The 19,088-nt window shown below is 62.8% G+C and carries 14 protein-coding genes; 8 read left to right on the plus strand and 6 right to left on the minus strand.

The features are described from left to right. Positions 1–251: 251 nt before the first annotated feature. On the minus strand, positions 252–821 hold the full coding sequence (locus ACXJKE_RS04900) for an HlyD family efflux transporter periplasmic adaptor subunit (RefSeq protein ID WP_457279435.1): 570 nt from the start codon (positions 819–821) through the stop codon (positions 252–254). Between the two features lie 587 nt (positions 822–1,408). On the opposite strand from ACXJKE_RS04900, the gene ACXJKE_RS04905 reads away from it, so the two are divergent. The 5 genes from ACXJKE_RS04905 to ACXJKE_RS04925 all read left to right on the plus strand — a co-directional run bounded on the left by ACXJKE_RS04905 (position 1,409) and on the right by ACXJKE_RS04925 (position 12,535). After that, positions 1,409–1,537, plus strand: a complete 129-nt coding sequence (locus ACXJKE_RS04905; RefSeq protein ID WP_457279813.1) for a hypothetical protein — start codon at positions 1,409–1,411, stop codon at positions 1,535–1,537. Positions 1,538–1,711: 174 nt separating this feature from the next. Further along, positions 1,712–7,666 carry an alpha-2-macroglobulin family protein gene (locus tag ACXJKE_RS04910; protein WP_457279799.1) on the plus strand — a complete coding sequence of 1,985 codons (5,955 nt, stop codon included), beginning with the start codon at positions 1,712–1,714 and terminating at the stop codon, positions 7,664–7,666. Next, positions 7,663–8,865: a serine hydrolase domain-containing protein gene (locus tag ACXJKE_RS04915; protein WP_457279436.1), complete on the plus strand. Its 1,203-nt coding sequence runs from the start codon at positions 7,663–7,665 to the stop codon at positions 8,863–8,865. Before ACXJKE_RS04910 ends, ACXJKE_RS04915 begins: the two co-directional genes overlap by 4 nt. Positions 8,866–8,870: 5 nt before the next feature. Next, a complete protein-coding gene (pbpC, locus tag ACXJKE_RS04920; RefSeq protein ID WP_457279437.1) occupies positions 8,871–11,114 on the plus strand; it encodes a penicillin-binding protein 1C in 2,244 nt (747 codons plus the stop codon). Between the two features lie 59 nt (positions 11,115–11,173). Further along, a complete protein-coding gene (locus ACXJKE_RS04925; RefSeq protein WP_457279438.1) occupies positions 11,174–12,535 on the plus strand; it encodes a TPM domain-containing protein in 1,362 nt (453 codons plus the stop codon). 73 nt (positions 12,536–12,608) lie between these two features. Here the strand turns inward: ACXJKE_RS04925 and ACXJKE_RS04930 are convergent, their stop codons facing one another. Then, positions 12,609–13,409, minus strand: coding sequence for an SPFH domain-containing protein (locus ACXJKE_RS04930; RefSeq protein ID WP_457279439.1), 801 nt, complete (start codon positions 13,407–13,409; stop codon positions 12,609–12,611). A gap of 203 nt (positions 13,410–13,612) precedes the next feature. Between ACXJKE_RS04930 and ACXJKE_RS04935 the strand changes: the two genes are divergently transcribed. After that, positions 13,613–14,761 carry an alpha-hydroxy acid oxidase gene (locus ACXJKE_RS04935; protein ID WP_457279440.1) on the plus strand — a complete coding sequence of 383 codons (1,149 nt, stop codon included), beginning with the start codon at positions 13,613–13,615 and terminating at the stop codon, positions 14,759–14,761. Between the two features lie 19 nt (positions 14,762–14,780). Beyond that, a complete protein-coding gene (locus tag ACXJKE_RS04940; RefSeq protein ID WP_457279441.1) occupies positions 14,781–15,461 on the plus strand; it encodes a hypothetical protein in 681 nt (226 codons plus the stop codon). 70 nt (positions 15,462–15,531) lie between these two features. On the opposite strand, the gene ACXJKE_RS04945 is transcribed toward ACXJKE_RS04940, so the two are convergent. Together ACXJKE_RS04945 and ACXJKE_RS04950 are read right to left on the minus strand one after the other, a co-directional pair. Next, positions 15,532–15,936 (minus strand): DUF3224 domain-containing protein, encoded by a 405-nt coding sequence (locus ACXJKE_RS04945; protein WP_457279442.1) that lies wholly within the window; start codon positions 15,934–15,936, stop codon positions 15,532–15,534. A 90-nt stretch (positions 15,937–16,026) separates the two neighbouring features. Beyond that, the gene (locus ACXJKE_RS04950) at positions 16,027–16,455 is read right to left on the minus strand and encodes a VOC family protein (RefSeq protein WP_457279443.1); all 429 of its coding nucleotides are present in this window, start codon (positions 16,453–16,455) and stop codon (positions 16,027–16,029) included. Between the two features lie 277 nt (positions 16,456–16,732). Between ACXJKE_RS04950 and ACXJKE_RS04955 the strand changes: the two genes are divergently transcribed. Next, a complete protein-coding gene (locus ACXJKE_RS04955; RefSeq protein WP_457279444.1) occupies positions 16,733–17,935 on the plus strand; it encodes a Y-family DNA polymerase in 1,203 nt (400 codons plus the stop codon). 21 nt (positions 17,936–17,956) lie between these two features. Here ACXJKE_RS04955 and ACXJKE_RS04960 read toward each other — a convergent pair whose 3' ends face one another. Together ACXJKE_RS04960 and ACXJKE_RS04965 are read right to left on the minus strand one after the other, a co-directional pair. Further along, positions 17,957–18,475 carry a DUF1569 domain-containing protein gene (locus ACXJKE_RS04960; protein ID WP_457279445.1) on the minus strand — a complete coding sequence of 173 codons (519 nt, stop codon included), beginning with the start codon at positions 18,473–18,475 and terminating at the stop codon, positions 17,957–17,959. Positions 18,476–18,633: 158 nt separating this feature from the next. After that, positions 18,634–19,068, minus strand: a complete 435-nt coding sequence (locus tag ACXJKE_RS04965; protein WP_457279446.1) for a c-type cytochrome — start codon at positions 19,066–19,068, stop codon at positions 18,634–18,636. Between the last annotated feature and the right edge of the window lie 20 nt (positions 19,069–19,088).

Genomic DNA, 19,088 nt, shown 5'->3' on the forward strand with positions numbered 1-19,088 from the left:
ATAAGACTGGCCTCCTGCGCTAATGTTCGTTTGCCCGGTAGATTGATTCCCCGAGACCGAAATCCCACCGAAATTAGCACTTACGGTTCCAGCATTGTCAATTTTGATTCCCATAATCATCCCTTTTTAAACGCAGTTATTTAGTCACCAAAAGCTATATACCCAGCTATCTGCACACACATATGAACGCGTCAAGCGCTCATCTTTCCCTCAAGACCTTTCCCGCCCGCTGAATCGGACCTAGCAAATACTCAATTACGTGCCGCTGCCCGGTTTCGATTTCTGCGATCTGGTTCATCCCAGGCGTCAGCTGGATCATCTTTCCGTGTACGTCGATTTGCTTGGTCTTTAGGGCCAGCGTCACGGAAAAATTGCGCCGCGCTTTTCATCGTTATGGCGTCGGCCGTGACACGGTCTACGCCGGCTTGCACCGTGTCGTAACGTGTATAGGGAAAGGTTTCGAGCTTGATCTCGGCGCCGTTGCCTGCGCTGACGAAGCCGATGTCCCTGTTCTCCAGCGTGACTTCGGCTGTGACTTGCACGCCCTCGGGCACGATGATCATCAGCGCCTGCGCTTCGGTGACGCCGCCTGTGGTGTGAATGGCGAGCTGCTGCACTACGGCGGCGACGGGCGCTTTCAGGGTGGTGAGATTTTCGCGCTGGGTGACCAGATCGCGCTCCAGTTCGACGCGTTCTCGGGCTTTGTCTTGTATGGTGTGGCCGGAGATGTAGCCCTGGTCCACCAGCTTTTTAAAGTTTGTCTCACGCGCCTGAGTCATGGGCGCTGTGGTTTCGAGTTTGGCTACGGAAGTGAAAGCCATCACCCAAGCCGAAAAGCCGGACTGGTGAAGTAGCGGGGCCCTCTATGAAAACGGGCGAGTGAGCGTCGGGGAAGTAACCCAATGGCTGCAGCGCGAGAAGACACACTGGCGGCAGAGACAGCGGCAATACAACTTGCTCTATTGATTTTTTGTGCGTTCCCTGGCGTCTCTTCCACCGCAACTGCTTTTCCCTGAGTCATACGCTCCCTGCACTGTTCGTTATTTATTGATAGCCGCTGCCAGTTTATGTTGAACGGATCCGGCAAACCAAATCAAATCGCACTCGTCGTCTGACCACCACAAGTCGTTTTCATTAGTTAACGCAGAGGAAGTCCAGCAAACGTTTTAATCAAACAGCTTTAGCGCGGACCGGGCAGAGGTAACCACACGCGATGGTGAAAATTCACCTGCGTCACAACAACTGAACATGAGCAGCCAACCGCGACCGCTCAGACTAGACAGCGGGTTTTTCGAAAGAATTGAACGCAGAAGCAAATGGCGTTGCTCGTTTGGCCGCCACAAAATCTTTCATCACCTGACCAGAAGTCCTAACCGTCTTTTCAAGCGGGGTTCGCGCGGATGAGTAGATGAATCCACAGGCAATAGTGCAAAAAATCGACCAAATAGGTGCCACCGTGGCCAAAGCGGAGAAATCCGTGGCGCTTCTGATACAGCGGGGCGACAGCAAAATTTTTGTGCCGGTGAACTTCAGCTGAGCGTCCTGACGCAGGGGCCTTCCGCTTTTCGCTGAAAGGCCCTCTGAAAAATCACCCCAGCGGGCTTCAGGCCCGCTTTTTTTAGGCGGTTTTTGCCCATTTCACGGGACATTTTGTTACATCCAAATCGGCTACGCTTGGCCTCCCGAAGGAGAGGAAAACGTGAGCCCAATAATGAAAAAAGCCGCTTTGGCACTGATCGCGGCTGTTTCGCTGCATGCCCATGCCCTGCAAATCACCAGTCTTTCGCCGCAGGGCGAAGTCGCGCGTGTCAGGCAAATCGTCGCCAAATTTGACGAAGGCGCCGTCAATTTCGGCGACCCCAAGGCACCTGCCCCGCTGTCGCTGAGTTGCAGCGACGCGCAGGCCACCAAGGGCTCCGGCCGCTGGATCAATGAACGCGAATGGGCTTTCGAATTTGAAAACGACCTGCCACCCGGCGTGAGCTGTTCGGTACAGGTGGTCAGCACCTTCAAGTCTCCCAAGAGCCAGCCCGTGGGCGGCAACACTTCCTATAAATTCAACACCGGCGGCCCCTTCATCCAGAACCTTCGCCCCGGCACCTATGAGCGCATCGACGAAGAACAGTACTTCGTGCTGCAGTTCAACGGCGCCGCCACACTGGCCAGCATTCGCGAAAACGTCTGGTGCAACGTGGAAGGCCTGGGTGAACGTGTTCCTGTCAAGCTCATCGACGGTAACGAGCGCAACGAACTGCTCAAGTCGCTGGGCCTGGAAAAGGCCGCTGCCCAGGAGCCGCTGCGCTACGCCACCCTGACCTGCAACCGGCGCCTGACGTCGGCCGCCAAGGTGCAACTGGTGTACGGCAAAGGCGTCAGCACACCCAGCGGCATTCCCAATTCAGTCGAGAAACGCTACAACTTCCAGGTACGCGAGCCGTTTGCGGCCAGCTTCACCTGCGAACGCGAAAACGCCCAGTCGGCCTGCCTGCCGATGCGGCCCATGACCCTGAACTTCAATACCCCCGTGCCGCGCAAGCTGGCCGAGGCCATTCGCCTGAAGGGCGACAAGGACACGTTCAAGCCCGCCTTCGAGGAAGGCAACAGCGACGGCGACAGCCTGGTCAGCAACATCACCTTCAAGCCGCTGTTTCCCGAACAGGCGCAGTTCATGCTGGAGCTGCCCAAGGGTTTCAAGGACGCTTCCGGCCGTACGCTGCGCAATGCCGACAGCTTCCCTCTCAAGGTGGCTACCGGCTCCATGCCGCCACTGGCCAAGTTCGCCGCCTCTCCCTTCGGCATCGTCGAACGCTTTGCCGAACCCAACACCAAACCGGGCGACCCGGCCCTGCTGCCCGTCACGTTGCGCAATGTCGAAGCCCTGCTGCCCGTGAAAGGGCTCACGCCCGGCACGGCACCGGCCGGAAAGGTCAGTGACCTCCAGCCCCGCACCGACGCCGAGATCATCGCGTGGTTCCGTAAGGTGCAGCGTTACGACGACTACCAGGTTTCGCGCAAGACGGCTGCTGCCGACATCAAGGGGCCCCTTCCCAAACCGCTGGAGTCACGCGACCGGGACTACGTGCAATCGCGCATGGTGTCGCTGCTGGCCGGCCAGGCCGGCGTGAAGACACTGGACCTGCCCAAGCCCGCCGCAGGCACCGACCCACGCCCGTTTGAGGTGGTCGGCATACCGCTGGCACCCGGTTTTCACGTGGTAGAGATCGCTTCGCAAAAATTGGGCAGCTCGCTGCTCGACGAACGCTACGGTAACAGCCGGACCATGTATGTGCGCACTTCCGCCCTGGTGACCAACCTGGGCGTGCACTTCAAGCTGGGCCGCGAAAACTCGCTGGCCTGGGTCACCACGCTCGACAAGGGCGCGCCGGTGGCAGGCGCCACCGTGCGCGTCTCGGGCTGCAACGGCGCCGAGATCGCCAAGGCTGTCACCAACGCACAGGGCATCGCCAATTTCAGCGGCCTGTCTTCCGAGCCGCCACGCTGCTCGGGTGACAACTCTGCCAATGCCTACTTTGTCAGCGCGCGCAGCACGGTCAGCGGTGTTGAAGACCTGGCCTTCACCTGGAGCGACTGGCACAAGGGCATTGAACCCTGGCGCTTCAACGTGCCGACCAGCCGCGACCCCCTGCCCAACGAACGGGCACACACGGTCTTTGACCGCACGCTGTTCCGCGCCGGCGAAACGGTGTCGATGAAACACCTGCTGCGCACTGAAACCAGCAAGGGTTTTGGCCTGCCCGAGGGCGCGCCGGCCACGCTGGTCGTGACCCATGTCGGCAGCGGCCAGCAATACACCCAGCCCATCACCTGGCGCAAGACCGCCACGGGCGGGCAAAGCGCCGAAAACACTTTTGCCATCCCGCCTGCTGCCAAGCTGGGCGTGTATGAGGTGCAACTCCGGGGCGAACGTGGCAGCCGCGAGCGCAGTTTTTCCAGCGGGCAGTTCCGTGTGGAAGAGTTCCGTTTGCCGGTGCTTGAAGGCCGCATCAATCCTTCCGATAAAAAGCCACTCGTCAATGTGAAGTCCGTGCCAACCGACGTGCAGATCAATTACGTGGCGGGCGGTGGCGCCGTGGCCCTGCCCGTACGGGTGTCGGCGCTGGTGCGCGGCAAGTCCCTGAGCTACAGCGATTTCGACGAGTTCAATTTCTCGCCGCCAAGCACCGGCCGCGGCACCGCCGGCAACCAGGGCGAAGAGGAAAGCACCTCGTCGCAGGACCAGCGTGTGATTGCCGACAAACTGCCGCTGACGCTGGACCGCAATGGCGCCGGCAAGCTCACCATCAACGACATCCCCGAGCGCAGGCAGCCGCAGGAGCTGCTGATGGAAGCCACCTATGCCGACCCGAACGGCGAAGTGCAGACCATTCGCAGCACTTCCACCGTCTGGCCTGCGGCCGTGGTGGCGGGCATCAAGACAGAAGGCTGGGTTTCTTCCAGCCAGAAGATCAAGTTCCAGGCGCTGGCGCTTGACCTGACCGGCAAGATCGCCCCTGGCGTATCGCTCGAGGTGAAGGCCGTGGCGCGGATCACCACCACCAGCCGCAAGCGCATGGTGGGCGGCTTCTACACCTACGACAACAAGACCGAAGTCAAGGACCTCGGCAGTGTCTGCAGCGGCAAGAGCGACTCGCGCGGATTGCTGCTGTGCGAGACCAAGCTCGGCGAACCCGGCGAGGTCGAACTCATCGTGACGGCCAAGGACAAGGACGGCAACACCATCCAGGCCGCCAGCAACGTGTATGTCACCCGCCAGGGCGAACTCTGGTTTGGCGGCGAAGACCACGACCGCATGGACGTGCTGCCCGAGAAGAAAAGCTACCAGCCCGGCGAGACCGCCAAGTTCCAGGTGCGCATGCCCTTCCGGTTTGCCACGGCACTGGTCGCCGTTGAGCGTGAAGGCATCGTCGAAACCCAGGTGGTACAGCTCAACGGCCAGGACCCGACGGTGAACCTTCAGATCAAGGAAGGCTGGGGCCCCAATGTGTACGTGAGCGTGCTGGCCCTGCGCGGCCGGCTGCGCGAAGTGCCCTGGTACAGCTTTTTCACCTGGGGCTACAAGGCGCCGCGTGAGTGGTGGACATCCTTCTGGTACGAAGGCCGCGAATACGTCGCGCCTACCGCGCTGGTCGATTTGAGCAAGCCAGCCTTCCGCCTGGGCGTGGCTGAAATACGTGTAGGCACCAAGGCGCACCAGCTTGACGTCAGCGTGAAAACCGACAAGGAAAGCTACGCCGTGCGCAGCCAGGCCAAGGTAACCATTACCGCCAGGCTGCCCAACGGCCAGCCGGCCGCCAATGCCGAAGTGGCGCTGGCCGCGGTGGACCAGGCCCTGCTGGAGCTGATGCCCAATAGCAGCTGGAACTTGCTGGACGCAATGTTGCAGCGCCGCGCCTGGGGCGTGGAAACCTCGACCGCGCAGATGGAAATCATCGGGCGCAGGCATTTCGGGCGCAAGGCTGTGGCAGCCGGCGGCGGCGGCGGGCGAAGCAACACGCGCGAACTGCTCGACACCCTGCTGCTGTGGAACCCGAAGGTGCAACTGGACGCCAACGGCCAGGCCGTGGTGATGGTGCCGCTCAACGACGCGCTGACCACCTTCAAGATTGTGGCGGTGGCTGACGCAGGCACCGGCCTCTTCGGCACGGGCCAGACCAACATCAAGGCCACACAGGACCTGCAAATCATCAGCGGCCTGCCGCCGCTGGTGCGCGAGGACGACCAGTTCCGCGCGCAACTGACGCTGCGCAACACCACCAAAGTAGCCATGAAGGTGGAAGTGAGCCCGCGCGCCACGCTGCTTGACCTGAAACCGCAGACGGTGGACATCCCCGCCGGCGAAGCGCGCGAAGTGGCCTGGATGGTCACCGCACCGGCGCAGCTCGCATTCACCCGTGCTGAAGCCATCCTGTGGGAGATCGAAGCCAAAGACACGATTTCCGGCGCACGCGACGGCCTCAAGGCACGCCAGCGCATCATCCCGGCCGTGCCGCTGACGGTGCAGCAAGCCACACTGGTGCAGGTCGACGGCAACTTCACGCTGGACGTGAACCCACCGGCCGACGCCCTGCCCGGCCGCGGCGGCCTGAAGATGTCGCTGCAGCCGAAACTCGCAGAAGGCATGGACGGTGTGCGCGACTATTTCGCGATGTACCCTTTCATCTGCCTCGAGCAAAAAACCAGCAAATCGGTGGGGCTGCGCGACAGCAAGCTGTGGCAGACCGTGCTGGCACAACTGCCCAGCTACCTGGACAGCGATGGCCTGGCCAACTACTTCCCGCCGCGCGACGGTGAAGCGAATCGCGGCAGCGATGCACTGACGGCCTACCTGCTGGCCGCCACGCACGAAGCCTCCGGCATCAACCCGGCGTTTGCCCTGCCCGACGATGCGCGCGCCCCCATGGAGCGCGGCCTGATCGCGTTTGTGGAAGGCCGTATCCAGCGCGAGTTCTGGAGCCCGCGCAAAGACCTCGACGTGCGCAAGCTGGCCGCGCTGGAAGCGCTCTCGCGCTACGGCAAGGCGCAGGGCCGCATGCTGGGCAGCATCACGATTGCGCCCAACCAGTGGCCTACGCACGCTGTGATCGACTGGCTCAACATCCTGAAACGCGTGGCCGATGTGCCGCAGCGTGAGCAGCGCATCGCCGAAGCCAATCAGGTGCTGCGTTCGCGCCTGTCGTTCCAGGGCACCAAGCTGATCTTCAGCACCGAAAAGGACGACTACTGGTGGTGGCTGATGACCAACGGTGAAGTCAACACCGCGCGCCTGATGCTGGCCGTGATGGACGACCCGGCCTGGAAAGATGACATGGGCCGCCTGGCCAACGGCTTTATCGCCCGTCAGCAAAAGGGCGCCTGGCACACCACCACGGCCAACCTGTGGGGCGGCCTGGCGCTCGACAAGTTCTCGGCCAAGTTTGAAGCCACACCCGTGGCCGGTGTGACCAAGGCCACACTGGCAGCGGCCGCCGCCAGCGTGGCGAGCGTTGACTGGGCCAAGGTTGACCGCGTCAAGACCACCGACGCAGCCGGCGCACCCAACCAGACCACCTTCTTCGGCGCACCGGCTTCGCCCGGCAACCTGCGCAACAACAGCATGTTCCTGCCTTGGGGCAGCGCAGCGAAGGACACGTTGACCGTAACGCATCAAGGCCCAGGCAAACCGTGGCTCACGTTGCAGTCCATCGCGGCCATCCAGCTGAAGGCGCCTTTCAACGCCGGCTACCAGATCAAGAAAACGATCACCCCGGTAGAGCAGGCCGTCAAAGGCATCTACACGCGCGGCGACGTGATCCGCATCACGCTGGAAGTCAACGCCAGCGCCGACATGACCTGGGTCGTCATCAGCGACCCGGTGCCGGGCGGCGCAACGATCCTCGGCGGCGGTCTGGGCCGTGACTCCGAAATCGCCACCAGCGGCGAAAAGAAAACCGGCGCAGGCTGGCCGGCGTTTGAAGAGCGCAGTTTTGAGGCCTTCCGCAGTTACTACGAATACCTGCCCAAGGGCGTGGTGAAGATGGAATACACCGTGCGCCTGAACAACGTCGGCGACTTCGCGCTACCGCCTAGCCGGGTCGAGGCCATGTATGCGCCCGAGATGTTTGGCGAGTCGCCGAATGCACGGGTGAAGGTGGAAGCCGCAAAATGATCCAGCGGCGTTCCCTGGCCGTCGCACTGGCTGCGGGCATTGCCCTGCCGCGCGTTGCGGCCGCGGCCGCCGCCGACTGGCAGCGCTTCGGCTACCCGACCGGCTGGGGCGGCAACCGCAGTTGGACCGACAAGGACTACCGCATTGGCAACTATTCCGGCGGCTACGAAACCATGTTCCGGGCGCGACCCATCGCCGCGCCCGCGCAGGCTTCCACGCTGAAGGCGGCATCGGCCGAAAGCCTCAAGGCATTCGTACCCATTGCGGAATCGGCGGCAGACTACCTCAAGGCCTGGCCCGTGACGGGCCTGCTCATCGCGCGCAAGGGCACGGTGCTGCTGGAGTCCTACCAGTTCGACCGCAAGCCCGACATGCGCATGACGAGCTGGTCCATGGCCAAAAGTGTGACGTCGCTGCTGCTGGGCATCTGCCTGGACCGCGGTCTGGTCCGCTCCATGGACGACACGCCGCAGATGTACGTTGACGAACTGAAGGGAACGCTGCACGGCGGCATTGCCCTGCGCCACCTGGCCAATATGTCCAGCGGCGCGGCCATCCTGCATGACCGCGACAACCCCACCATCTACCCGCGTGCATTCACCGGCGGAAATACTGACCTGGAAGCCGTGGTGCGCGGCTGGAACGCCGTGCAGGAGCCGCCCGGCACACGCTACAACTACAACGAACTGTGCCCGCTGACCATCGGCATGGTTATCCGTCAGGTCACCGGAAAACCGCTGGCGGCCTTTTGCGAAGAAGCCCTGTGGCAACCGCTGGGCGCCGAGGGCGGCGCCAGCTGGCTGTGCGACGGCAAGGGCAAGGAGTTCAACTGCATAGGCTTTGGCGCGCGTCTGCGCGACTGGGCACGGCTTGCGCAACTGATCGCACAGGACGGCGTCATGGAAGGCCGCCAGGTCGTCAGCAAGAAGTGGATTGACGAATGCTCCTCATGGTCGGCAGCTGATGCGCAGGGCCGGCACGGCACCGCCATGCGCCTTTCCGGCTACAAGTATTTCTTCTGGCACCCCAAGCCCGACGGCAGCTGGATGATGATGAACGGCCACCACGGCCAGCGCGTGCTGGTGGACCGCGTGACACAAACCGTGCTGGTGCAAACGGCGGTGGAGTCCGAAGGACCCTGGCAGGCGCCATTTTTCCAGCTCTTCAATGCGGCGACCAAGATCGGGCTGCCGGCATGAAGCACATGACACGCAAGCTTGCGACAGCATTGCTACTGGCTGCGGCCATGATGGACGCCGCCTGGGCCGTCGCCACCTTCGACGAAGTCAAACGCGACTACAGGCCCTCCGACATGCTGGTTCTGGACCGCGGCGGCGAGCTCATCCAGCGGCTGCGCATCGACAGCGCCGTGCGGCGCGGCCAGTGGGTGGCGCTGCCCGATGTCTCGCCTGCCTTGCGCACGGCACTGATTCTGAGTGAGGACAAGCGTTTTTACGAGCACAGCGGTGTGGACTGGCGGGCGGTCTCTGCGGCGGCCTGGGGCAATCTGTGGAACACCAAAACCCGCGGTGCTTCCACCCTCAGCATGCAGCTGGCAGGACTGCTCGACGAGGACTGGCGCGCCGGTGCGGGTGGCCGCAGCATGGCGCAAAAGGTGGGGCAGACCGTGTCGGCCCAGGTGCTGGAGGCACGCTGGCGCAAGGACCAGATCCTGGAGGCGTACCTGAATCTTGTGCCTTTTCGCGGCGAACTTGTCGGCATCGACGCGCTGAGCCGCACACTGTTTGGCAAGGCTGCGCATGGGCTGGATGAGCGCGAGGCCGCGATCGCCGCCGCGCTGGTGCGTGCGCCCAACGCCAAGGCCGCGCAGGTCTCGCAGCGAGCTTGCGGCGTGCTGAAAACCATGCAAGCGCCGGCCAAGGCCGACTGCGAGGGTCTGGACCTGCTTGCCACTGCCGCGCTGCAGCGCAAGGCGTTTGACCCCAGCGAAGGCGTGGCGCCGCACCTGGCGCGCCGGCTGCTCGCGGCCCAGGCCGATACCCCTGGGCGTACGGGCGTGCCCCGCACGCTGGTTTCCACCGCGCGCGCTCCGCTGCAGCGCTTTGCCGTGCAGACCCTGACCCAGCAGCTGCGCGAGCTGCGCGGCCGCCATGTCGAAGACGGCGCCATTGTCGTGCTGGACAACGCCACCGGCGAGGTGCTGGCCTGGGTAGGTTCGTCGGGCGAACTGAGCGGCGCGGCCGAAGTCGACGGCGTGATGGCGCTGCGCCAGCCGGGCTCCACGCTCAAACCATTTTTGTATGCTGAGGCCATTGCCGAGCGCCGCATCACCGCGGCTTCGTTGCTCGAAGATTCCTCTTCGCAGATCCAGACCGCGGGAGGGCTTTACATTCCGCAAAACTACGACCGGCAGTTCAAGGGCCTGGTGTCGGCGCGCACCGCACTCGGTGCTTCGCTGAACGTGCCGGCCGTGCGCACACTGGTGATGGTGTCGCCCGACGCTTTTCACAAACAACTGAAGGCCGTCGGCCTGCCGCTCAAGGAATCCGGCGACTACTACGGCTACAGCCTGGCGCTGGGCAGCAGCGAGGTCTCTTTGCTGTCCCTCACCAACGCCTACCGCACGCTGGCCAATGGCGGGCGCTACAGCCCCACTGCGCTGCAGCGGAACCCCAAGCCCCAGTTCAAGCCTGCGCTGGACGCCCGCGCAGCCTTCATCGCCACCGACATCATGGCCGACCCAATGGCGCGCGCCCGCACTTTCGGCACCGACAGCATCCTCGCCACCCGTTTCTGGAGCGCCGTGAAAACCGGCACCAGCAAGGACATGCGCGACAACTGGGCCATGGGCTTTTCGCAGCGCTACACCGTGGGCGTGTGGGTGGGCAATGCCAGCGGCGCGCCCATGTGGGACGTGAGCGGCACCACAGGCGCCGCCCCCATCTGGGCCGCGGTGATGAATTACCTGCACAAAACAGAACCCAGCCGCGCGCCGCTGCCGCCCGCCGGCCTCGTGCAAAGCCAGACCCGGTTTGGCAACCAGGGCGGCACGCCGCTGGAAGCATCCCGCAGCGAATGGTTCCTGAAAGGCACGGAGCAAACCGTTTTTGCTATGAATTCAGGAGCTGGTGGCGCCCGACCTGAAAGGGCCACAGCCAGAAATGGCATCAAAAAAGCGGTTGCTGAGCCCGATGCCCCGCCCCGCATCACCGCCCCTGCCTCCGGCACCATCATTGCGCTAGACCCGGACATTCCGCCCAAACACCAGCGCGTCAGCTTCAGCGCCGAAGGCCGCGGCACGCGCTGGCTGATGGACGGCAAGGAGTTTGCGCGCGGGGCCCAGGCGCAGTGGATGCCCTGGCCGGGCCGGCATGTGGTGCAGCTGGTCGATGCCGGCGGCAAAGTGGCCGACGAGATCAGGCTCGAAGTTCGCGGTGCCGGTGTGCGCGAAGCCAGCGTGCGTGGCGGCGCGGCTGCGGCACGTTGATCTTTCCGTCGCCGGCATTCGACAACGCTGTACCGGCCATGCTCTACCCCAAACCTTCCATGCTTCACCTTCAACGCGCCCCGCTATTTCCTTCAGCGGCTGAAACCCGGCGTTTTCTCTATAGAACGCTGGTTGTTCTGTGGGTGGCGCTGTGCATGCTGGCGGCGGGTGATGCCATGGCAGCACCGGCGCGTGCCGGACAGACAGACGTGCCGTCCGATGCCGCACAGGCACCCACACCGAGCGATGCTGCGCAGATAGCCACGCCCGCCGATGCCGTACGGGTGCAGGTTCCGCCTTACAGCGCGCGCGTGCTCGACACCACCGGCACGCTGAACACAGCCCAGGTCGCGGCCCTGAACGAACAGATCCTGGCAATCGAAGCAGACACGCGGGCGGCGGTGGTCGTGTTCATGCTGCCAACCACGGGCGAAGACTCCATCGAGGAATACGCCACGCGCGTGTTCGAGAAGTGGAAACTCGGCGATACCCAGCGCGACGACGGCATCCTGATTCTGGTGGCACTGGAGGACAGGCGCATGCGCATCGAGGTGGGCCAGGGCCTTGAGGGCACCGTGCCCGACGTGCTGGCGGGTCGCATCATCGACCAGGACATGAAGCCGCGCTTTAAGCGCAACGACTACGGCGGCGGACTGGAAGCGGCCGTCGGCCACATCGGCGCGCTGCTGCGAGGCGAGATTGAGCCCCCGGAGGCGAGCCGCGGTGGCATCACGCGCTTTGGCTGGGCCTTTCTTGCCGCACTGCTGTGGGGTTTCGCCGTGGGCGTAGTCCGGGCGCATCGCACCTGGAAGTGGCCTGTGACGATCGGTATCATCGCGGCCGCCCCGGCGGTGGCGGTAGTTGTCCTGAAGAATGTCGCCATCGGAGCCATCCTGCTCACCTTCCCGATGCCTTTGGCGTTTGCGCTGGGCTTCGGCTGCGGCCGCTCCCGCACGGTGCGCAGGATTGCCGCCGGTATCGGGCTGGCGATCGGCGTCATGGTCGGTATTGCCTTCGTGGTGGGCTCCGAGCGGTTCGGCGTGGGCCTGCTCTACGCCCTGGGGGGCGGTATAGGCTGCTTGCTGCTCGGCCTGATCGCCATGGGTATGCGCGCGGCCTACAAACGCAGCCTGGTGGAGTTTGGCGTGCGCAGCGCCCTGGTGGCCTGCGTTGTGGGGTATGTGGCGTTTCAAAACCCGCCAGACCTGCTTCTAACTGACTGGGAATCCTGGATGCCGACAGGCATGGCATTCGGGCTGGCGATGCTGTTCGGCTTCTTCACGGGGGGTACCGGCAGCAGCAGTGGGCGCGATGACCGGGATGGCAGCAGCTCGTCGGGCAGCAGTTCGAGCTCCAGTTCCAGCAGCCGGAGTTCGTCGGGCGGCTCCAGCAGCGGTGGCGGGTCGTCCGGCAGCTGGTAAGAGGCACCGGCAGCGGCTGGGATGTGGAAATAATTTCAGCCCTGCCAACGCCGGATGCGCGTCCGGCCCAGGCTCACTTCGCGTTCACGATGCCCTTGAAGTCATAGGGCACCACAATGGTATGCACCTTGCCCGCGGCCACGCCCTCGGCGATCTTGAGGTTGGCCATGGCGTTCATGTAGCCAATCGCCCCCGCATTGGCGTTCAGCGCGGCAATGCGCTCAGCCTCCTTTTTGGCGGTCTGCACTTCGACCTCCTTGGTTTTCAGCTCGTTTTGCGCCCGCACCAATTCGTTGGCACTCTGAACAATCACATCGGCAGGGGTAATGGCACGCACCTGGATCTGGGAAACCGTGATCTTGTCCGCCAGCTTTTCCTCGGTCAGCGTCTTGATGACGTTTTCGCGGATTTTCTGCTCAATCGCCGGCCGGTTGTCGGCCATCTTGAGCGACTCATATTCGCGCGCCACCTTGTAAGCCGCGTTGCGCGCGCTCATCGCCACATAGTTCTGCATCAGCAAGATGTCGTTGCCTTTTTCAGACAAACCGTGAAACGTCCTGTTTTTGGTGGTCCATAACTCGGACACCGCCGTCGGGTTGACGTTGTAGACAACGGTCATGTCAAAGTCCTTGACGGTTGAGTTGTCAGACGCCAGCGGGGTCATGTTGTCCACGGCCACCGCCACGTCCTGAATCTTGAAGGTCAGGATATCGCCGATCAGCGTCTGGTTAAAGGAGCCCGGCAGGCGCTCGGTCGGGTCTGTGGTTTTGTCAAAGTTGATGCGCAAGCCCACCTCGCCGGTTTCAATGCGGGTACATCCGGCCAGCAGTGCGAGCGTCAGGACTGGAATCAGTGTGAAGAGAGTGCGTTGCATAGGTAATTCCCTGGTATTGGCGAACAGGCCCTGGTCGCCGCTTTTTGTTGAGGTAGCGCCCCAGGGGCGCACCGGCGCAGATTATGCGGGACAGTGGCTTATCAATAATTTCAAAGCCTCGGGACCAGAATTCACGCAAGAACGCAAACACGGGCGCTACCATGGCGGCAGCTTCCCCAAAAAAACTGTCGTCTGGAGACCCCATGCCCGTGATCACCAACATCGAAGACCTGCGCGTCCTGGCCAAAAAGCGGGTACCCCGCATGTTTTACGACTACGCCGACTCGGGCTCTTGGACGGAAAGCACCTACCGCGCCAACGAAAGCGATTTCCAGAAGATCAAGCTGCGCCAGCGCGTGGCCGTCAACATGGAAAACCGCAGCACAGCCACCACCATGATCGGCCAGCCGGTAGCCATGCCGGTCGCTATCGCGCCCACGGGCCTCACGGGCATGCAGCACGCCGATGGCGAAATCCTGGGCGCCCGCGCGGCCAAAAAATTCGGCATCCCGTTCACACTGTCGACCATGAGCATCTGCTCCATCGAAGACGTGGCCGCCGGCACAGACCGCCACCCCTTCTGGTTCCAGCTCTACGTGATGAAGGACCGCGCCTTCATTGAAAGCCTGATCGACCGCGCCAAGGCAGCCAACTGCTCGGCACTGGTGCTCACGCTCGATTTGCAGATCCTCGGCCAGCGCCACAAAGACTTGAAGAACGGCCTGAGCGCTCCGCCCAAGCCGACGCTCTCCACCATCCTCAACCTGATGACCAAGCCGCGCTGGGGGCTGGGTATGCTGGGTACCAAGCGCCACGGCTTCGGCAATATCGTGGGCCACGTCAAGGGTGTCGAGAACATGGGCTCGCTCTCTGAGTGGACGGCCAAACAGTTCGACCCGGCCCTCAACTGGGGCGACGTGGAGTGGATCAAAAAGCGCTGGGGCGGCAAATTGATCCTCAAAGGCATCCAGGACGTTGAAGACGCCAAGCTCGCCGTCAATTCGGGCGCCGATGCGCTGGTGGTCTCCAACCACGGCGGCCGCCAGCTCGATGGCGCCATGTCTTCCATTTCCTGCCTGCCCGAGATCGTCGCGGCAGTGGGCAACCAGATCGAGGTCCACATGGACGGCGGCATCCGCTCCGGCCAGGATGTGCTGAAAGCCACCGCCCTGGGTGCCAAGGGCACCTACATCGGCCGCGCCTTCCTCTACGGCCTGGGCGCCATGGGCGAAGAAGGCGTAACCAAGGCGCTGCAGATCATCCACAAGGAGCTGGACCTGACCATGGCCTTCTGTGGGCGCACCGACATCAAGTCGGTGGACACCAGCATCTTTGTGCCAGGCACTTATTGAGCCTGAGGCGGTAAACACCATGGCCTTCCTGGGACAAGCCGCCGTCGCGATGTGGTGGAACATGGCAGCAGAACACCGCGAGGAGTTCGAACACTGGCATTCCCATGAGCACTTTCCCGAGCGCATGGGCATCAAGGGTTTTCTGCGGGGTTCACGCTGGTCCAGCATTGACAACGCAGAAGGCTTCTTCGTCCTGTATGAACTGGAGGACTACGAGACCCTCACGTCGACCGACTACCTGGAACGCCTGAACAACCCAACACCCTGGTCCACGAAGATGATGCCGCACCACCAGGGCATGGTCCGAAGCCAGTGCCGGCTGCTTCACAGCGCCGGGGGCGGCATCGCCCGTCATGCATTGACCTTGCGCCTCTCGCCCGCCGAAGGCCGGCATGCAGAACTGCTGGACCACCTCTCGGAGCTTGGGGCGTCATTCGTCAGCCAGCCAGGCGGCGTCGCATTTCACGTGCTGCGCACGGAGACGCCGCAGGCCGCAAGCACGAAAGAGCAGCAGATTCGCGGGGGCAAAGATGCGGTGGCCGACTGGATCGTGGTCGCCATAGCCTACGAAGCGTCGGCACTGGAAGCGCTGCAGCAGGAGTCGCGCGGGAAAGAGATCGAGCGCCACGGTGCTCTGTCCGGCGCACTGGCAGGCCGCTATCAGCTGGCCTATGCAGCCAGTGCCCATGACCTGAGGTGAGGGCCGGAAATCCGTGGACGGGCCACCAGCCAGTGCAGGGTCACTCGTCGGCCATGACTATTCCGCGATCTCAAGCCTGAGGCGAAATCTCATAGTCCATCGCATACGAATGCTTGCCGTCGGCAATCTGAATGGTGAGCGCGCCGCTCAGGCCCGTCAGCTCATCGGTGCCTGAATCCGGCACCACGCTGACAGTCAACTGCGGTGCACCGCGGTTCATGGTGCCGCTGTGCTGCAATACAAAGCTGCCGCTTTTCCCGTGCAGCGTGCCCGTCACGTGCTCCATTGCGACGTAGCCTGCTGAGCCTTTGACGGCGGTGCCAGCGCTTAGCATCTCGCCTACGCTAGTGCCCTGCAGGTCGCCGCTGAAGGTCTTGTTGATGGACAGACGGCCCATCAAGGGCCCGGCCTCCGCGTTCGCAAGTGACTGGGGCAGGAGCTTGACTTCAAAGGTTCCGGTGGCGTGGGAGGGCATGGCATTCACTTTCAAGGGATGTGCAGTGCGGCCATGATGCCAGAGCGCGATCACTTGCCTTCTCTGGGCATGATGCCGGGCGCCGCCTAGTCAGACTGCCCAGGGATCGTAGCTTCCGAAATTCCAGATATGGCCCTCCGGGTCCCGGCAGGAGTAGCCTCGTCCTCCATAGTCTTCATCCTTGATGTCGATCACGATGACGGCCCTCGCAGCAACGGCTTGCCTGTAGTGCGCATCCACGTCCTGGACCTGGATGTAAGCGCTTTGCGACCCGACACAGCCGGACTCTGACGGTGACTTGACGAGCTCGTGGAAATCGTTGTTGGTGGCGGAGCCCAGCATGATCATTCCATTGCCGTAAACCAGTTGGGCATGTGCAATGGCGCCGTCCTTGTCGGGCACCACCAGGTGCTCCTGAAAGCCGAAAGCGCGGCACAGCCATTTGACCGCTGCGGCACCGTCCCGGTAACGCAGCGTGGGAATGATGGTTGCACGGCTATTTTTCTGGTCCTCGGTCATGGCAACGGCCTCCTTGGAAAAAACAGCCAACGGGCGGATGGCAAAAATAAGCAAATGGGCATGCCACCCCGCGTGGCCACCCGTCTGGCGTGGATCCGAGTATTTATCAGGGCAATTTGTGTCCGCGTAAGGAACGGGGAAGAAGCGCCGTAAGCTCTGGCCTACCCTGCCGGGCGCAGGCCCTCCGCCACAACCCTTGCCTGCGCGCTATGCTTGCGAGGTGGCCCATTCACCCGTTACATCCCCAGCCAAAATCCGCCGCATTGCCCACCTCGACATGGACGCATTTTTTGCCTCCGTCGAGTTGCTGCGCTACCCGCAGTTGAAGGGCCTGCCGGTGGTCATAGGCGGTGGCTGGCGCAAGGTTGACGAGGAGCTGCGGGCGGCGCAGGGCGAGCGGGCCTTGCGCTTCATTCCGGTGGAAAGTTTTCCGCTGCTGAAGGACTATGTGGGCCGCGGCGTTATCACCACCGCCACCTATGCGGCACGGCAGTTCGGCGTGGGCTCGGCCATGGGCATGATGAAGGCCGCCAAGCTATGCCCGCAGGCCATCGTGCTGCCGGTGGATTTTTCGGAAATCCGCAAATACTCGCAGCTCTTCAAAAGCACCATCACCGACATCGCGCCGCTCATGCAGGACCGCGGCGTGGACGAGGTCTACATCGACTTCACCGACGTGCCCGGCGGCCAGCGTGAAGGCGGGCGCGTGCTGGCCCGGCTCATCCAGAAAGCGATTTTTGAAAAGACCGGCCTGACCTGCTCTGTCGGCGTGGCGCCCAACAAGCTGCTGGCCAAGATGGCGAGCGAGTTCAACAAGCCCAACGGCATTTCCATCATTTACGAAGCGGACCTGCAGGAAAAAATCTGGCCATTGCACGTACGCAAGATCAACGGCATCGGCCCGAAGTCCGGTGAAAAACTGGCGAGGCTGCACATCCACACCATCGGCGAGCTGGCCACACAAGACCCGCAATGGCTGATCGACAACTTCGGCAAGGCCACCGGCGCCTGGATGCACGAGGCTGCCTGGGGCCGCGACGACCGACCGGTGGTGACCGAGAGCGAGCCGGTGAGCATGAGCCGCGAAACCACCTTTGACCGCGACCTGCATGCGGTGCGCGACAAGGCCGCGCTGGGCGCCATCTTCACCGACCTGTGCGAACGGCTGGGTGACGACCTGCAGCGCAAGGGTTACGTCGCCAAAACCATAGGCATCAAGCTGCGCTATGACGACTTCAAGATCGCGACACGCGACCAGACTTCAGACACTTACACCGCAGATGGCAAAACCATCCGCCAGTTGGCGGGCCTGTGCCTCAAGCGGGTGCCGCTGGACAAAAAACTGCGCCTGCTGGGTGTTCGCGCTTCCACGCTGGCCAAGCCCGGCGAAGAAGGAATTTATGAACAAAAAGTGCCTGCAGCCCAATCAGTTCATGCGCAAGCAGCTCCTGAATCGATAGCAACCGACCAGCTTTTCTAACCAGCTTTTTAACCAGTTCTTCTAGCGCGCCACCAGCACGATCTCATCCTGGTGGTTGGCGATATGGAAGGTGTGGGCAAGTGAAAAATCAGCCTTGCTGAGTGCGCCGTAGGCAAAGTGCGGCTTGAGCGCGCCCTGGTGCCCGGCGAAGCGGGCAATGGCCGCGCGCAGCCGCGCCGAGGCGGGCCGCCAGTCGCCTTCACGGCTGAGCGCCGCAGCGCCCGGGATGGGCTCGCTCAGGCTGTGGCTCATTTGCCCGCGCCATTTGAAGAAGGCAAAAGCCGCGGCGCCCGCCGTGTTCTGGAACACCGCACTTTTCGGCAGCGGAAAGCCGTCCAGGCTCATTTCCACGCTTTGCGCCATGTGCTCCAGCACCGACACCAGGGGCCATTGGCCGGTGGTTTTGACGCTGGCGGCCTGGTCAACCTTGTCCAGCCAGCGCAACGCTTCATCCAGTGACTGGACTTTGGGCAAATCAGCCATGGCAAATCCTCCGGTGAAAGCCAGCGTGGTGGTGGCCAGAAAGTCGCGTCGTTTCATGGCTGCGATGGTAGCAGTCCCCACAGGGCCTCATTGCTGCGGCATCAGGCGGGCTGGCGTTTTCCTCCATCGGCCATGAAAGGCAGAATTTATGAAGAAAAAGGCCTTTCGGGCAATCAGGACGAGCGCAACCTGCTCCTGAATTGATAGCAATCTTTTTATTTGAGCGTGGCCAGGTAGGCAATCAGGTCGGCGCGCTCCGCCGCGCTTTCCACCTGAAAGCCCATGCGCTGGCCGGCCACCAGTTGCTCAGGGTCTTCCAGCCAGGCGTTGAGGGTTTGCGGCGTCCAGCGCAGCCGAGACCGGGCCAATTCGTCTGAATATTTGTACCCAGGCAGGCTGCCCACGCGGCGGCCCATCACACCGCGGTGCGCGGGCCCGATCTTGTTGCTGTCGACCGCATGGCAGGCCGTGCAGCGAGCCTGGTACAGGGCCATGCCGCGCGCCACATTGCCGGGTGGCGGTGTGACCCATTCGCGTTCGGGCGCCGTTTGGGCCCATAGCGGGGCACCGCTCACGCCAAAGAGCGTCAGTGCCGCCACGGTACTAAAAAGATGACGCGCATTGCGCATGAACAGGGAACAAGCAGGCATTCAGCACTCCTGAAACTGGT

Source organism: Polaromonas sp. P5_D5 (genome assembly GCF_054049435.1).

Bases quoted from the DNA above. Each gene is read 5' to 3' on its own strand.
- ACXJKE_RS04950 (WP_457279443.1), bottom strand. From the start codon at position 16,455: ATGACCGAGGACCAGAAAAATAGCCGTGCAACCATCATTCCCACGCTG.
- pbpC (WP_457279437.1), top strand. From the start codon at position 8,871: ATGACACGCAAGCTTGCGACAGCATTGCTACTGGCTGCGGCCATGATG.
- ACXJKE_RS04900 (WP_457279435.1), bottom strand. From the start codon at position 821: ATGGCTTTCACTTCCGTAGCCAAACTCGAAACCACAGCGCCCATGACT.
- ACXJKE_RS04925 (WP_457279438.1), top strand. From the start codon at position 11,174: ATGCTTCACCTTCAACGCGCCCCGCTATTTCCTTCAGCGGCTGAAACC.
- ACXJKE_RS04915 (WP_457279436.1), top strand. From the start codon at position 7,663: ATGATCCAGCGGCGTTCCCTGGCCGTCGCACTGGCTGCGGGCATTGCC.
- ACXJKE_RS04955 (WP_457279444.1), top strand. From the start codon at position 16,733: ATGGACGCATTTTTTGCCTCCGTCGAGTTGCTGCGCTACCCGCAGTTG.
- ACXJKE_RS04935 (WP_457279440.1), top strand. From the start codon at position 13,613: ATGCCCGTGATCACCAACATCGAAGACCTGCGCGTCCTGGCCAAAAAG.
- ACXJKE_RS04945 (WP_457279442.1), bottom strand. From the start codon at position 15,936: ATGCCCTCCCACGCCACCGGAACCTTTGAAGTCAAGCTCCTGCCCCAG.
- ACXJKE_RS04905 (WP_457279813.1), top strand. From the start codon at position 1,409: ATGAATCCACAGGCAATAGTGCAAAAAATCGACCAAATAGGTGCCACC.
- ACXJKE_RS04930 (WP_457279439.1), bottom strand. From the start codon at position 13,409: ATGCAACGCACTCTCTTCACACTGATTCCAGTCCTGACGCTCGCACTG.
- ACXJKE_RS04910 (WP_457279799.1), top strand. From the start codon at position 1,712: ATGAAAAAAGCCGCTTTGGCACTGATCGCGGCTGTTTCGCTGCATGCC.
- ACXJKE_RS04940 (WP_457279441.1), top strand. From the start codon at position 14,781: ATGGCCTTCCTGGGACAAGCCGCCGTCGCGATGTGGTGGAACATGGCA.
- ACXJKE_RS04960 (WP_457279445.1), bottom strand. From the start codon at position 18,475: ATGAAACGACGCGACTTTCTGGCCACCACCACGCTGGCTTTCACCGGA.
- ACXJKE_RS04965 (WP_457279446.1), bottom strand. From the start codon at position 19,068: ATGCCTGCTTGTTCCCTGTTCATGCGCAATGCGCGTCATCTTTTTAGT.